The sequence below is a fragment of the Mycolicibacterium sediminis genome (assembly GCF_010731735.1).
GTDB classification, from domain to species: domain Bacteria; phylum Actinomycetota; class Actinomycetes; order Mycobacteriales; family Mycobacteriaceae; genus Mycobacterium; species Mycobacterium sediminis.
In genome coordinates this window covers 6,110,289-6,124,530 of the sequence record NZ_AP022588.1, presented here as the reverse complement: position 1 = coordinate 6,124,530, position 14,242 = coordinate 6,110,289, and the positions used below count along the sequence as shown (strand labels likewise).

Below are 14,242 nucleotides of genomic sequence, written 5' to 3'. Positions count from 1 at the left end.
CGGAGTAAGGCCGAGATGATCGATGCGTGTCGTTGTTGGCATCACTCGAGTAGCGGCCCGCGCATCGTCGACTATCAGCCGCGGGGTGCCAGTGGCATGCACGTCCCTAGTCAGTCCCGAGGTGATGACGACGTCTGGCGGATCTGGTAGGTACGGAGCACCATGGCGCGGTGCCCCGGGGTGGTGGCGTCGACGGTACGGATGATCGCGGCCAGGGTTCCGGTGCTGGCGCGGCGCGCGAGGGTGACCATTGATTGCTCGGCGGTAAGTTCCACCCCACTGTGATGATGCACGGCGGTGTCGAGATCGTGTGTGGTTGAGAGGAATCGCGTGTCGGCGCGCCGGAAGTTGGGCTGCCATCCGCTGACACGCCGAACCCACGGCGCAACCGTGTCGAAGACCATGCCGATCGTGGGCGCCGGGTGCGCAAGGGCGGCGTCGACCAATGTGGCGACACCCTCGGGGGTGAGATACATGAGCAGCCCCTCGCCGACGACCAATGTGGCCCGCCCGCGCGGGATGTCGGCCCACCACCGTTCATCGGTGACCGATGTTCCCACCATGGTCACGCCGTCCCGGTGGTGAACCAGTTTGCGCCGCAGCTCGATGACGGGTTCTTGGTCCACGTCGAACCACGTCACGGAAGGCGCGGGATCGATGCGCAGTACCCGACTGTCAAGCCCACATCCCAGGTGCAGGACGACCGCATCCGGATGCGTGGCCAGAAACGAGCTGACCTGTTCGTCGACGGCCTTGGCGCGGCCGACGATCAGGGGTTGGTTACCCCTGAGCCTGTCGAGTCGAGCGAAGTCGTAGTCGATGCGCTCCAGCAGCCGACCTGCGTACGTGTCGTCCAGGATCGGGTTGGCCGAACCGGCGTCGCGAGCATGGAGATACAGGGTCATGAGCATGGTCTCCTGCTCACGCCGGAGGTGGATGCGCTCGCGCGTCATCGAAGCACCCGATTCCTTGATCGGCCCGATGCCCCGATCATCGGATCAGATCGATCAGGCCGTATCCGACCAGCACGATCAGGGTGAGCACCTGGGGCCAGGGCCGCCACGGTGCATCCTGAATCGCGTAGGACATCTCCTTGAGCGGCGAGGTTCGTGGCGGCGCCGAACGGTGCTCCGGCACGGGACGACGAAAGCCGTGGAAGTACAGCTGGATCAAGGTGGCCCCGATCCATAGACCGCCGAGGAAGCTGACGGGCTCCACGCCACGGCAGAGCAGCAGCACCGCGATCGTCACGGTGAAGATCATCAGGACGACGTCGGAGCTCGCCGTCGCAGAGGGCTTGTCGCCGTACTGCTTGTCCAGCGCCGCGCGTCGCCGCCGGTAGGGCAGCGTGAAGAACGCGAATTTGGCGACGACATGCACGCCGAGCACGATGACGACGATCTTGGCGATGGTGTCGAGCACTTTCGATCCCTCTCTCCGAACCCAAGAACCGCGGATCCTGGTGCCGTTCCGAGGTAGCCTCTCTGATACCAAGACGGCTATTACAGCCACGACTGTAACAAGTAAATCAAAGGATCGCGAGGCTGTATGGCGGATGAGACGAGGACGCTGGAATGGATCGAGCAGGTGGCGGAGTTCTTCACGCGCCAGGAGGGATTGCCGCCGATCACCGGGCGCATTCTGGGGTGGCTGATGATCTGCGAGCCTCCCGAGCAGTCGGCTGCTGACATCGCCGGGGCGATCAAGGCCAGTCGTGCGTCGATGACGAGCAACATCCGGACGCTGATCGCCGTTGGGTTGATCCGACGGCGCACGCGGGCCGGCGAACGCACCGCGTACTACCGCATCGACGATGATGCATGGGAAGCAGCAGTACGGCGCCGTATCGAGGGCATGGTGGAGTTCGAGGGAATCACCGCCCGGGGCTTGACGCTGGTGGGCGCCGACAGTGACCGTGCGTCCCGTTTGCATGCGGCCTACGACGTGTACCGCCGCGTGGGCAAGGCGTTCTCCCACCTGGAGGGCGCCGGTGGACCTGGTTGAGCAGGGCGGACGAAAGCTGCACGCGCCGAATGCCGCATCTCCGCCAGTCGTGTGGGCGGAATGTCAACGACACCACGTCACTCGGCGGCTGCAATGTACGGTTGCGCCATGCCGATGCCGAATCGGAAGAGTGTCGACGACTTCTTCGCTCAGGTGACGGATGTTCAACGCCCACACCTCGAGGCACTGCGCGAGCTGAGCCGGGCAGCCGACCCGCAGGCACGCGAGGAACTGAAGTACAACGTTCCGGTCTACGTGCGTGACGACAAGGCCAATCTCTGGATGCTGCAGAACTTCAAGAACCACTGCTCACTGCGCTTCACGCCAGAATTCTTCGAAACCCAGAGAGCGCTCGTCGAGGAGGCCGGCTACGAGTCGGGCTCGGGTTTCGTCAAGCTGCCGTACGGCCGCGAACTCCCGTTGGACCTGCTGGAGAAATTGATGCGTGCCCGTGTCGCGGAGTTCGACGCGACCGGCTCCTGAGGTGGCACGAGTGCTCCGAGATGAGTGCGCCGGCGCCGACGCGTCCAACGCAAACGAATGCGGAGCCAGTCGGACGGCGTGCGCGACATGACCATCAAGACATTGAGGATGCTCGGCTGGACAGTCGGCGCCGTACTCATCGCCCTCGGCGCCGGCCGCATGCTGTTCTCGATGGTCACCATCCCCGGCAGCGGTCCGGTGGATCCGTCCACGGACAGCGAAACCCGCGCCGGCGGCGCATTGTTGATCGCACTCGGGGTCGCCTGCGTGTGGGCGATGCGCCGGTCACCCATCCCATCGACGCTGCTGCGGTTCCTCGCAATCACCATGGGGCTCATTGCAATTGCGCGAGTGATCTCGATGGTCGACGCGGGGATGCCCCACTGGACCTTCGCAGTCTCGACCGTTGTCGAGTTGGCCGCGGGTGGACTCACCTACTGGTACTCCACGATGTCCGGCGACCGGTCGGCCACCGCACCGACGCACCCGCCCGTCTGAACATGCCCGGGCGCTGCCGAGTGCATCGTGCATCCCGCGGATCCGGCGCCGACGACGATGGAGTCGTAGCTCTGGGCATCGTGCGTCGACATCCTTTCACCGCCTGAACGGTGTGCGGGGGAAGTAAGACCCTTGGTGCGCACCGTTCCGGACGCAGCCTGCGCAGTCTGCACGTCACGAAGCGGGGACCCCGTTCGGGCCGGTGAGACCCGCCATCTGGAAGATCGTGTCGAGGGTGGTCTGCAGTGGACGCGGGTCACGATGGACCTGGGCGAGAAGCAGACCACCCTGCAGCGCCGCGAGCACGGTGACGGCGAGATCGTCGGGATCAAGCCCCTCCCTCAACCGGCCCTGGCCGTGTAGGGAACGCATCGCATCTTGAATGGCACGGGTCCATCGGCCGAATCCGGCCGAGACGAGGGTGCGGGCCGCAGGGTCGGCTTCGGCCAACTGGCTCCCCAGGGAACCGAGCGGACAGCCGCCCTGGCCATGGATTGCGCTGGCGTGCTCGATGACCAGGTCGCGCCAGGCCGCGAGGCGCTCGGTGGTGCCGAGATCGGCGTCTTCGGTGGTGTTCACGAGTTTGTCGGCCTGGTGCTCGATGACCGCGTTGACCAACCGCTCCTTGTCGACGAAGTAGTGGTACAGCTGCGAGCTGCTGACCTCCGCCGCCAGTTTGACGTCTTCGAGCGTGGTCGCCGTCACGCCACGTTCCCAGATCAACCGGGCGGCTACGTCGATGATGCGCGCACGCGTCCGTCGTCCCTTCGCGGTCAGTTTCGTTGCCGCGGTGGCCGTGCGACGCGATCTCGTGTTTTGGGGTTGATAATCCATTTTCCGTCCTCAAGAGTGGATTGCATGATCCATTTACTCAGAATTAGACCACGGTTCGGCCGACGATCCGGCCCAAGAGGATGCGGGGGAGATTCGGAGCAGTTGCGAGCACGGACGTCGTGAATGCCTACATCGCGTCGCACGCCGAGGCTGCCATCGAACGGGCAGCCCCCACGCCACACGCCGAGTCGATCCTCGGACTCTTCGGGGCGAACTCCTCGGCAACCAACCACACCGCACGGAAAGGGAACTCCCGATGAATCTGAATGGAAAGAAGATCTTGGTCACCGGCGCCACGTCTGGCGTCGGCAGGGAAACCGCGAAACTGGCGGTCCAGTACGGGGCAGTAGTCACGATCACCGGTCGGGATGAAGCACGGGGGTCCGGCGTTCTCGGGGAACTCACCGCCACCCAGGGCCGGCATCGCTTCATCGCAGCCGACGTGAGCGACCCCGACGAATTGCGACGGCTCATCCGAGAGGCCGGGCCGGTCGACGCGCTGGTCAACAACGCGGGCTATTGGGAATTGGCGCCGACCGCGGACACGTCGGAGGGTGGCTTCGACGGCATGTTCGCCGTCAACGTGAAGGCACCGTTCCTACTGACCGCCGCCTATGCGCCCACGATGGCGGCAGCCGGCGGCGGAGCCATCGTCAACGTGTCGACCATGGTCGCATCACGGGGCATGGCCGGAAAGGCTGCCTACGGCGCGTCCAAGGCGGCCCTCGAGTCGCTGACCCGTTCCTGGGCCGCCGAATACGGGCCGATGGGCGTGCGTGTGAACGCCGTCGCATTGGGACCTACCCTCACTCCGGCGAGCGAGCCGATGGCAGACATGCTGCCGACTCTGACCGCCGCCATCCCGCTTCGCCGCGCCGCTCAACCTCGCGAAGTCGCTGCCGCGATCGTCTACCTCTGCTGCGACGAGTCGAGCTACGTCACGGGTGCCGTCGTCCCGGTGGACGGCGGCCGCCAATCAGTACTGTGAACGCCTCTCCGGCGCGTCCACGATCGAGACCTGATCGAGGAGATCTCCGGTGACACAAGGAAACTCGTATGGGACGCAATCGTCGTCACGCGCCACTAGCAGCGGCCTTTGATCGGATGACGCCGCAGCAGAGACTCCCCGGGCGGTAACGGTCTCGAGCGAGCCGCCAGACCCCGGACTTCACGCACCGGCTGAGCCGGGGTTACATTGAGGGCGACCCACACGGGAGTGCACGCCAAGTGCGCTGAGAGGACGGCTGGCGCCGTCGACCGTACGAACCTGACCGGGTAATGCCGGCGTAGGGAGTGAAGTATGAGCACGGACACCGTTTCCCAGCAGCCCACCGGCAGCCCGCGTCGCGCATATCGCTGGCGGGTGGTCGACATCGTCGTGGCCAGCGTGCTGGCCGTCGCGGCGGGACTGGTGTTCGTGCTGTGGAACATCGCCTCCAATCCGATCGCCGCGCCACTCGGTGCTGTCCTGCCGGGGCTGCAGGCGTTGCTCGGCGGGGGCTGGCTCTTCGCGGGCGTCCTCACCGCGCTGGTCATCCGCAAGCCGGGCGCGGCACTCTACGGCGAGATGGTCGCCGCCACCGTCTCCGCGCTGGTCGGCAACCAGTGGGGCGTGCTGACGTTGGAGTCGGGACTGGTGCAGGGCCTCGCGGCCGAGCTGGTGTTCGCGGTGTTCCTGTACCGCGCCTGGAACCTGCCGGTTGCCGTGCTGTCGGGTGCGGTCGCCGGCCTCGCGCTGGCGGTCAACGACCTGATCCTCTGGTATCCCGGATCGGCGGCCACGTTCTCCGCGATCTACGTGGTGTCGGCGATCGTGTCGGGCGCCGTGCTCGCCGGCGCACTGTCGTGGTTCGTCGTCCGCGGACTGGCGAAGACCGGTGCACTGTCCCGATTCCCCTCCGGCAGAGTGGGATCGCAGCGCGATCTACCGCGATGAGCGGCGTCGCGGTGGCCGCTCGCGATTGGCGGTGGCGGCACGCAGGCCGTCCGGAGTGGGCGCTGAGTGGTGTCGACCTGTCGATCGACGCGGGCGAGCGGGTGCTGCTGCTCGGAGCCAGCGGATCCGGCAAGTCGACTCTGCTGCAGGGTCTTGCGGGTCTGCTCGACAGCGGTGAGGACGGCGACGACGGAGGCAGCCTCACCGTCGACGGCGTCGCCCCGGTCGAACGCCGCAGCCGCATCGGCATGGTCCTGCAGAATCCCGACTCGCAGGTGATCCTGTCGCGCGTCGGCGACGACGTCGCATTCGGCATGGAGAACTTCAACGTCGAGCGTGCCGCCATCTGGCCGCGGGTCCGGCGGGCCCTCGCGGCGGTCGGTCTCGACCTGCCGCTCCAGCGGGAGACCTCCGCGCTGTCCGGCGGTCAGCAGCAACGGCTCGCCCTCGCCGGCGTGCTCGCGATGAACCCGGGTCTGATCCTGCTCGACGAGCCCACCGCCAACCTCGATCCGGCGGGGGTCCTCGAGGTCCGGGATGCCGTGGCGGCCGCCGCCGAGGAGACCGGTGCGACGCTCGTCGTCATCGAGCACCGCACGGCGGTCTGGCTGCCCGTGGTCGACCGGGTGATCGTCCTCGGCGAGGGCGGCCGGGTGGTGGCCGACGGTCCCCCCGACGACACCCTCGCGCGCCACCGGGAGGTGCTGGGTCGAGCAGGGGTCTGGGTACCCGGGACCGAGTTGCCCGTCCTCGAGCGCAGGCACGCACCGGGTGCTCCGTTGCTCACCGCCGCCAACCTGGCGGTCGGATACCGCGCGGGTGACCGGTCCCACGACCTCGGCTTCGACCTCGTCGAGGGCGAGATCACGGTGGTGACGGGTCCCAACGGCGCAGGCAAGTCGGCGATGGCGCTCACCCTCGGCGGTCTGCTGCCGCCGCGTGGCGGGAGCCTCACCGCCGACGGGGCGTTCGCACCCACGCCGCGGCGCCGGGAGCCCGTCGCGTGGAAGTCGCGGGAACTGCTCACCCGCATCGGCAGCGTGTTCCAGAATCCCGAGCACCAGTTCCTCACCGCGACCGTGCGCGACGAACTCGCGCTCGGTCCGCGTGCGCTCAAGCAGACTTCGGCCGTGGTCGACGACACCTGCGATGCGCTGCTGGACGGATTGGGACTCGCACACGTGGCCGAGGTCAACCCCTACACCCTGTCCGGTGGCGAGCAACGCCGCCTGTCGGTCGCCACCGTGCTCGCCACCAAGCCCGCCCTGCTGGTCCTCGACGAGCCCACCTTCGGCCAGGACCGCAACACGTGGGAGGCGATGATGCGCCTGCTGGCCGAGATCGCCGACGGCGGTGCCGCGGTGGTGGCCGTGACCCACGATCTCGACTTCGCCGGGTTGCTCGCCGACCGACGGGTCGAGTTGGGCGCGTGGAACTCCGAGACCGCCGTGGGTACCCCGTGCTGAACACCGCACCCGCGGCGCCGACCCCTCGGGCGACGATCAACCCGGTCGCGAAGCTCGCGGCCGCCCTCGTCATCGCGGTCGGCCTGGTCCTGAGCGTCGACTGGGTGTCGGCGTCGACCGCGCTGGTGCTCGAGGCGGTGCTCGCCATCGTGCTGCGAGTCCCGTTGCGCGCGTTGGTCACCCGTACGGCGATGGTGGGGTTGGCCGCGATCCTGACGGCCATCACCATCCTGCTCTACGGGGAGTCCCGCGGTGAGGTGCACTGGCACTTCCTGCTGATCACCGTCAGCGACGGCTCGATCACGTTGGCCGTGGCCACCTTCCTGCGCGTGCTCGCGATAGCGCTGCCGTCGGTGCTGCTCTTCGTCGACACCGAGCCCACGGAGCTGGCGGACGGCCTGGGTCAGGTACTGCGGCTGCCGGCGAGGTTCGTCCTCGGCGCACTGGCGGGCGTCCGGCTCGTCGGCCTGCTCGGCCAGGACTGGCGCTACCTCGGGTATGCACGCCGGGCACGCGGCGTCGCCGACCAGGGGAGCGTCAGACGCGCAGCCGGGCAGGCCTTCGCGCTGCTGGTGTCGGCTATCCGGCGCGGCTCCACGCTGGCCACCGCGATGGAGGCCCGCGGGTTCGGCGCCCATCCGACCCGCACGTGGGCGCGGCCGTCACCGTTCGGCCGTCGCGAGGTCGGATTGATCTGCGCCGCCCTCCTCATCGTCGCGATCTCGATCACCACGTCGGTCGCCACGGGGCACTGGAACCTCATTGCCACTCGATGACGTCGCACGGCGGCTGACCGAGGCCGGCTCGCGCACCGTGCTGATCGACGGCAGGTCCGGCTCGGGCAAGACGACGCTGGCGAAACGGCTGCACGGCCTGTGGGCCGACAGCGCGGTTCTCCGACTCGACCACGTCTACCCCGGCTGGGACGGGCTGGCCTGGGCCGTCGCGCATCTGAGAGCCGAGTTGCTCGAACCCCGCAGTGAGGGGCGCCCCGGCCGGTGGCGCAGCTGGAGCTGGGTGCGGGACGCCCCCGGCCGGTGGCACACGGTCGCACCGGATCAGCGGCTGATCGTCGAGGGCGTCGGCGCCCTCGGCGCGAACAACCGCACCCTCGCCGATCTGGGCATCTGGGTCGACACCCCCGACGCCGACCGCAAGACCCGCGCCCTCCTGCGCGATGGTGACGCCTACCGCCCCCACTGGGACCGATGGGCAGCGCAGGAGGACGACCTCATCGCGCGGGACGACCCGCGGTCGACCGCCGACTGGGTGGTCACGGAGGCGCCGGACGGGCTGCTGTGGACGCCCGGCCGGGCGCCGTGACGAGGGTCAGGACCCGACGGCGGCCGGAGTGACGGCGCTGCGCCACGACAGCGGATTGAGGGCGCGGAACGGGTCCGTCTTGCGGATGGCAAGCAGATCGTCGAGGGCTTGCTCGACCGCACTTTGTACGGTGAGCTTGACGTCCTGTTCCCACGTCGTCGCTGGCGTCCCGACCGGCGCCGAGGTGTCGATCGGAGCGCCGAAGCGCAGATACATCCGCTGCGGGCGCGGGATCAACGTCGGCCCGATTCCGCGGATCAGTGGCGGCGCCATGTCGCTGCGGCCGGTGAGACGATCCGCGACGGCGAGGGTCGCCCGCCCGATCGGACTGTCACGGGTGACGACGCTTCGGTACACGTCATCGCCGCCGACGAGTGCCACGGGGACGATCGAATAGGCGTTGGCGATCGCGACGCGCGCGAAGCCGCTTCGGCCGTGCCATCGCAGTGAATACTCCTCGCCCTTGAACTTGGCGATCTCCCGGGCACCGCCCGGGAACACCAGCACCGTCTCGCCGTTCTCCATCAGCTCGCCTGCGGTGTCGGGATGGCCGAGGACACCGCCGTAAGCATCCACGAAGTCCGCGGCGGCACCCCGCATCTGAGCGATCTGTCGTTCGGCGAGCACACGCACTCGACGACCGAGTTCACGGCGGACGAAGTGCGAGATGAGGACCACCTCCGGGGAGCCGGCCTGGGTGTGGTTGCCCACCAACAGAAACCGGCCGTCCCGGGGAAGTAGATGCCGACCTTCTACATAGGGCCGAGTGAGATCGACGACGGGCCGCAGACCGTCGTCCACGTCCTCGAGACAGCGACGCAGCATCCGAACGCGTCGTCCGTCGTGCATCAGTGCCTCGAGACTCGCGGCGGAGGGTTCGACGGGAACGGGCGCGAACGGCGGTCTCATGCGCCCTCTTTCAGGCCAAAAGTTAGACGGGCTTGCTTACCTTTCACCGTACGCCCTGCCGTGGACTGATCAGGCCGACGACGAGGACGTATGCAAACTCGTCGATGACATCGGCTCGTTCCTCGGGCAGAGGTCAGTCTTCGTCCTTGGAATCGCCGTCGCCTGAATCCTCCTCGAAGTCCTTTTCGGCGTCTTCGTCCGAGTCCTTCTTGGCGTCCTTCGAGTCCGAGTCGCCGTCCTTCTCGTCGGATGCGGTGCGCCCCAACTCGATGACGGCCCAATGACTCGGCGAGAGCAGGACGCTCCACGTGCCTTCCTTCTTGCCCAGCTTCAACACACCGTTCTCGACCTCCCACACGGTGTCGTCGTCGTACTGAGATTCCTGACCATCGCTGTAGGTGAGTTTGAATGCCATGCGGATGTGTGCCCCGACGTCGACGTTGCTAACCGCGCGAGCGACGAGCCTGGAGAACGCGGGCGGGTCATCGCCCGCGTCGGCATTGCTGGGATGGCGGCACCGCGTCGGGCCGACGATGCCACGACGACCACCCGCGGTCCCCGACGAATCGTGAACGCGCCCCGCCCGTAGCGCGCTGCGACACGCGTTGCCGGCGGCTCGAGCCTTCAAGGCACTAATTTCGTGGTGGTTCTCATTCATTGCGTACGGTTCCGTCGTCATCCTGCGAACAACCGCGAGACGTCCGGCAACCGTCGTCCTCATACCCGACCGCATGCGGCCTTGCGCCGGTATCCTCGGCGGTGATTTGCTGTCGTCTGGACGGCACGGAGGGGCGTCGAGCAAGACCATGACGGGGGTACCACGATGACGGCAGCGTCATCCGGCTCGACGTCGGGGCGCGCCGTCCACTACGAGTGGATCACCGACTATCTCGCAGCGCGCCGGCTCACCGGCGCGGTCCGGTTGATGATGTCGCTGATCTCTGCGTCGCTGACCGCGTGCCTGGTGGCGTTGCTCGCCAGCGTCGATGGACCCCGTGGCACCGTCCCCGTGGCGATGATGAGCATCGCGCTGGCCGGTGGCGTCGCCGGCTCGGTGCTGTGGGCCTGGCGATGGCCGACACGCGGGCAGTCGCTCGCCTACGCAGTCGTGTCGAACACGTCGGTGGCGCTGGGTTGCTTGTCGTATCCGAGCTCGCAGGGAGCGCTGACCGGGTGCATCGCCTTCGCCACCATGGGCGCCTACATCGCGTTCTTCCACTCCACGGCGCTGGTCCTGTACAACTTCTGCCTGGCTGCGCTGGTGGCGGTCAGCGCGGCGGTTCGGGTGGCCGAGTCCGGGCATCTCGCCCTCGCCGCCGTCGACCTGTTCCTCATCGCGCAGGTGAACATCGCGATGCCGCTGGCGATCCACGTGCTGGTGCGCGCCCTGGGCGTCGATCTCGAACGGGCCGACCGGGACCCACTCACCGGCCTGCTGAATCGGCGGTCGTTCCAGAATCACACCGAGAAGATGTTGGCCACCGCCGTCGGCTCGCCGCATTCCTACCTCGCCGTCGCGATGATCGACCTCGACGACTTCAAGCGCATCAACGACACCCACGGCCATCAGGCGGGCGACGACGCGCTGGTCGCGGTCAGCCGTGCGCTGGGCCTGGCGGTCATGGACGGCCCGGCGGTCATCGCCCGCAGCGGCGGTGAGGAATTCATCGTCGCCGCGGTGAGTTCCACGCCCGACGCGACGCTGTTGGCCCGCCGGGTGTGCGAGGCGATCGCCGACCTGCCGGTCGCGATCACGGCGAGCGTGGGCACCGCCTGCATCGACGTCGGCGCGCTGCGCGGTGACGCCGACGAGCTACCGGCGGGAGTCGAGCGCCTCGTCGCGGCGGCCGACGAAGCCATGTACTCCGCGAAGCGTGCCGGCGGCAACCGGTTTCACCACTCGAGCCATCAGGAACTCTGACCGGCCAGCCCGACGCGCAGTGCGATTGCCTGCTTGATGCCGACCTCGATCGCGAAGTCGAGCGGGGTCGGCTGTCCCAGGGCGCTGTAGTAGTCGATCCGGACGATCGCCCGGTCCTGGCTGAACACCATGGCGGTGACGGCCTTCGTCCCGTCGGGCGACAGTCCGGTGACCACCTCCCCGCCCGCTCCCACGGGGAGGGCCTGCGGCGGCCCGGTCGGGACGACGGTGGAGAGCTTGCCCCGCGCGATGGGCACTTCCCGCAGCGCCGTCTCGGCATCGGCCTGGATGACGATCGTGATGCCGACGGCCCGCGTCTGGTCGCCGTTGGTCATCAACTCCTCGGCGCCCTCGATGCCGTCCGGGTTGCGCAGCGGCGGAGGGGCCGTGAAGGCGTCATCGGGGACGTAGACGTCGCTGGGCTGGAGCAGCAGTCGGGTGTAGTCCGCGGACTGGGCGGCGGCCGTCGACGTCGTTGTCGTGGTCGTCGTCGAGCCGGCCGAGGGCAACGACAGCGGAGTCAGGACGGGGTCGGTCCCACCGCACCCGGCGGTCAGGACCATGACGGCAGCGGCGGTGACCGCGGCCCAGCGGGCGCGCGAGGCGGCTCGGGTCACAGGAACGGCTTGGTGGCGGGGCCGAGCGCGGAGTGGGCGGCCAGTCGCACCCCGGCGTCGGCGACTGCGCGCAGGTGAGCGAGCCGGTGGGCCTCCCACCCCTGCAGGTCGGGCAGCGGTTCGCTGCGACGCCACCCGTGCAGGGCGCGGGCGAGATCCTCGGCGTCGCCGAACGCCTTCGACGTTCCCGACGCGGTGTGCGGGCGGACGGTTCCCGCGGCGTCACCCAGCAGGACGATGCGGTCGGCGACCATGCCGATGGGCGGGAGGTCGAAGACCGGCTGCATGAAGACGGCGGACTGCTTCAGCAGCGCCGCGAACGGTGCGGGCAGCGTCTCCTCGGCCAGTGCCACGACCGACGCCTCCGACGCAGCGGTGAGCTCGCCGGGCGGAAGGAAGAATTCGTAGGAGTTGCCCGACCGTCCGGTGAGCAGCTCGGGCAGCCGGGCCTCGGCGGCGTTGACGTACCAAACCCAGTTGACGCGGCGCTCGCCCTCGCCGCGCCGGCCGTCGGCGCCGGGCACCAGGTAGCACAGCATCTGCATGCCGGGAACGGCGAACGAGGTGAACCGCTCGGCGAGCAGGTCCCGCAGGTCCTCGGGGAGACTGCCCTCCGGCTCGAGCCCACGGAAGGCGACGTAGCCGGAGTAGCGCAGGTCGTCCCGGCCGGTGACGAGTCTCCTGGTGGCGGAGCCGATCCCGTCGGCGCCGACGAGGACGTCTGCGGTGGTGGCGTACCCGTCTCCGAATCGGGCGGTCACCTCGCCGTCCTCGACCGCCAGTTCGGTCAGTCGACTGTCCAAGCGGACGCAGACGTCGGACAGCGGTGTCCGGATCGCCTCGTACAGCGTGTCCCACGCCGACATCCACTGCGGCGCATGATGACGCGTCGGCGGGGCGTGCCGATGCAACTGCTGTCGCTCGACGAGTTGAACGCACACCGACGGCACCGATCGCTCCAGCCGGGCGAGCAGATCGGCGACCTCGGGCTGCATGACGATTCCGGCGCCGCGGGGCTCCGTGCGTCCCGCCGACCGTTCGTACACGGCCACGTCGGCGCCGATCGAGCGCAGGGCGTGCGCTGCGGCCAGGCCTCCGAGTGAGCCACCGACGACGGCGGCCCGGAACGGCGTCGGCCCGTCATGGGCCCGCGTCACCGGAACGCTCTGCTGTACTGCGCCGGATGGGCCAGCGGGTGGCCGAGTTCGTCGGCGGCCTGCCGGATCCAGCTCGGGTTGCGCAGCAACACCCGGGCGAGGAAGACGGCGTCCGCCTCCCCGTCGGCGACGATGCCGTCCGCCTGATGCGGGTCGGTGATCAACCCAACTGCGGCGGTGGGCATCTCGATCTCCTTGCGTACTCTCGCCGAGAACGGCACCTGATAGCTGGGGCCGACCGGAATCGCAGCGTCCGGCGCCGAACCGCCGGACGACACGTCGATCAGGTCGACGCCGCGTCGCTTCAGACGTCCCGCGAGTTCGAGGGTGTCGAGCACCGTCCACCCGGGACGGACGTCATCGGTGTCCCCGGCCAGCCAGTCGGTCGCCGAGACGCGGACGAACAGTGGCAGGTGGTCCGGCCATGTGCCACGCACGGCGTCGACGACCTCCAGCGCGAACCGCATCCGGTTCTCCAGCGAGCCGCCGTAGTGATCGGTGCGGTGGTTGGAGTGCGGCGACAGGAACTGGTGGATCAGGTACCCGTGCGCGGCGTGCAGTTCGAGTACCCGGAAACCGGCCGACGCGGCCCGCCGGGCGCCGTCGGCGAAGGCTCCGACGAGGTCGCCGATGTCGGCCACGCTCAACTCCTCGGGCATCGGCAGTCGGCCGAACGCGACGTCGCTGGGACCGACCGTCGTCCACGAGCGTTGCGGGCGTTCGGGATCCGGCCATGGGCGGCCCGTCGACCCCTTCCTTCCGGCGTGGACGAGCTGGATGCCCGGCACTGCGCCCTGTGAGGAGACGAAGTCCGTGATCCGCCCGAACGCCCCGGCCTGCCGGTCGTTCCACATGCCCAGGTCGTACTCGCTGCTGCGCCCGCTGGGGTGGACGGCAGTCGCCTCGACCATCACGAGTGCCGCACCCGCCACCGCCCGCGACCCCAGATGCTGCACGTGCCAGTCCCCGGGGGTGCCGGTGTCGTCGCCCGCCGGCGGCGCGGCGAACTGCATCATGGGCGACATCCAGGCGCGGTGCGCGAACGTCACGTCGCGCAAGGTCAAGGGACTGAACAGGTGTGGCATCGGAGACTC

17 protein-coding genes and 1 riboswitch are annotated in these 14,242 nt (G+C 68.6%); of the genes, 9 read left to right on the top strand and 8 right to left on the bottom strand.

The genetic code is table 11. From position 1 onward, the window contains the following. Positions 1–110 precede the first annotated feature (110 nt). A complete protein-coding gene (locus tag G6N64_RS29165; protein ID WP_163801227.1) occupies positions 111–953 on the bottom strand; it encodes a class I SAM-dependent methyltransferase in 843 nt (280 codons plus the stop codon). Positions 954–990: 37 nt separating this feature from the next. Beyond that, positions 991–1,422 carry a hypothetical protein gene (locus G6N64_RS29160; RefSeq protein WP_163801226.1) on the bottom strand — a complete coding sequence of 144 codons (432 nt, stop codon included), beginning with the start codon at positions 1,420–1,422 and terminating at the stop codon, positions 991–993. Between the two features lie 126 nt (positions 1,423–1,548). On the opposite strand from G6N64_RS29160, the gene G6N64_RS29155 reads away from it, so the two are divergent. The 3 genes from G6N64_RS29155 to G6N64_RS29145 all read left to right on the top strand — a co-directional run bounded on the left by G6N64_RS29155 (position 1,549) and on the right by G6N64_RS29145 (position 2,985). Continuing rightward, positions 1,549–2,004, top strand: a complete 456-nt coding sequence (locus G6N64_RS29155) for a GbsR/MarR family transcriptional regulator (protein WP_163801225.1) — start codon at positions 1,549–1,551, stop codon at positions 2,002–2,004. Between the two features lie 108 nt (positions 2,005–2,112). After that, positions 2,113–2,487, top strand: a complete 375-nt coding sequence (locus G6N64_RS29150) for an iron chaperone (RefSeq protein ID WP_163801224.1) — start codon at positions 2,113–2,115, stop codon at positions 2,485–2,487. 87 nt (positions 2,488–2,574) lie between these two features. After that, complete coding sequence (locus G6N64_RS29145; protein ID WP_163801223.1) at positions 2,575–2,985, top strand: DUF4345 domain-containing protein; 411 nt, start codon at positions 2,575–2,577, stop codon at positions 2,983–2,985. Between the two features lie 174 nt (positions 2,986–3,159). Here G6N64_RS29145 and G6N64_RS29140 read toward each other — a convergent pair whose 3' ends face one another. Continuing rightward, entirely contained in the window at positions 3,160–3,819 is a 660-nt protein-coding gene (locus G6N64_RS29140; protein ID WP_163801222.1) for a TetR/AcrR family transcriptional regulator, read from the bottom strand. 256 nt (positions 3,820–4,075) lie between these two features. Between G6N64_RS29140 and G6N64_RS29135 the strand changes: the two genes are divergently transcribed. From G6N64_RS29135 to G6N64_RS29115, 5 genes are all read left to right on the top strand, one after another. Then, on the top strand, positions 4,076–4,807 hold the full coding sequence (locus G6N64_RS29135; protein ID WP_163801221.1) for an SDR family NAD(P)-dependent oxidoreductase: 732 nt from the start codon (positions 4,076–4,078) through the stop codon (positions 4,805–4,807). A gap of 212 nt (positions 4,808–5,019) precedes the next feature. Continuing rightward, positions 5,020–5,129, top strand: a riboswitch (TPP riboswitch). Then, complete coding sequence (locus G6N64_RS29130) at positions 5,120–5,755, top strand: ECF transporter S component (RefSeq protein ID WP_163801220.1); 636 nt, start codon at positions 5,120–5,122, stop codon at positions 5,753–5,755. Its footprint overlaps the riboswitch before it by 10 nt. Beyond that, positions 5,752–7,221, top strand: coding sequence for an ABC transporter ATP-binding protein (locus G6N64_RS29125; protein ID WP_163801219.1), 1,470 nt, complete (start codon positions 5,752–5,754; stop codon positions 7,219–7,221). The genes G6N64_RS29130 and G6N64_RS29125 overlap by 4 nt, the downstream gene beginning before the upstream one ends. Beyond that, on the top strand, positions 7,218–7,997 hold the full coding sequence (locus G6N64_RS29120; RefSeq protein WP_163802198.1) for an energy-coupling factor transporter transmembrane component T family protein: 780 nt from the start codon (positions 7,218–7,220) through the stop codon (positions 7,995–7,997). The genes G6N64_RS29125 and G6N64_RS29120 overlap by 4 nt, the downstream gene beginning before the upstream one ends. Further along, positions 7,984–8,544, top strand: coding sequence for a nucleoside/nucleotide kinase family protein (locus G6N64_RS29115; protein WP_163801218.1), 561 nt, complete (start codon positions 7,984–7,986; stop codon positions 8,542–8,544). Before G6N64_RS29120 ends, G6N64_RS29115 begins: the two co-directional genes overlap by 14 nt. Before the next feature lie 6 nt (positions 8,545–8,550). Here G6N64_RS29115 and G6N64_RS29110 read toward each other — a convergent pair whose 3' ends face one another. Both G6N64_RS29110 and G6N64_RS30385 read right to left on the bottom strand, forming a co-directional pair. Then, a complete protein-coding gene (locus tag G6N64_RS29110) occupies positions 8,551–9,453 on the bottom strand; it encodes a lysophospholipid acyltransferase family protein (RefSeq protein WP_163801217.1) in 903 nt (300 codons plus the stop codon). Positions 9,454–9,586: 133 nt separating this feature from the next. Further along, complete coding sequence (locus G6N64_RS30385) at positions 9,587–10,132, bottom strand: DNA polymerase V family protein (protein ID WP_246230848.1); 546 nt, start codon at positions 10,130–10,132, stop codon at positions 9,587–9,589. 144 nt (positions 10,133–10,276) lie between these two features. On the opposite strand from G6N64_RS30385, the gene G6N64_RS29100 reads away from it, so the two are divergent. Continuing rightward, on the top strand, positions 10,277–11,374 hold the full coding sequence (locus G6N64_RS29100) for a GGDEF domain-containing protein (protein ID WP_163801216.1): 1,098 nt from the start codon (positions 10,277–10,279) through the stop codon (positions 11,372–11,374). Here the strand turns inward: G6N64_RS29100 and G6N64_RS29095 are convergent. The 3 genes from G6N64_RS29095 to G6N64_RS29085 are packed head-to-tail and all read right to left on the bottom strand — an operon-like array spanning position 11,362 to position 14,233. Then, positions 11,362–11,991: a hypothetical protein gene (locus G6N64_RS29095; protein ID WP_163801215.1), complete on the bottom strand. Its 630-nt coding sequence runs from the start codon at positions 11,989–11,991 to the stop codon at positions 11,362–11,364. The genes G6N64_RS29100 and G6N64_RS29095 overlap by 13 nt on opposite strands. Beyond that, positions 11,988–13,148, bottom strand: a complete 1,161-nt coding sequence (locus G6N64_RS29090) for an FAD binding domain-containing protein (RefSeq protein WP_163801214.1) — start codon at positions 13,146–13,148, stop codon at positions 11,988–11,990. Before G6N64_RS29090 ends, G6N64_RS29095 begins: the two co-directional genes overlap by 4 nt. After that, positions 13,145–14,233: an NADH:flavin oxidoreductase/NADH oxidase gene (locus G6N64_RS29085; protein ID WP_163801213.1), complete on the bottom strand. Its 1,089-nt coding sequence runs from the start codon at positions 14,231–14,233 to the stop codon at positions 13,145–13,147. Before G6N64_RS29085 ends, G6N64_RS29090 begins: the two co-directional genes overlap by 4 nt. Positions 14,234–14,242: the final 9 nt, after the last annotated feature.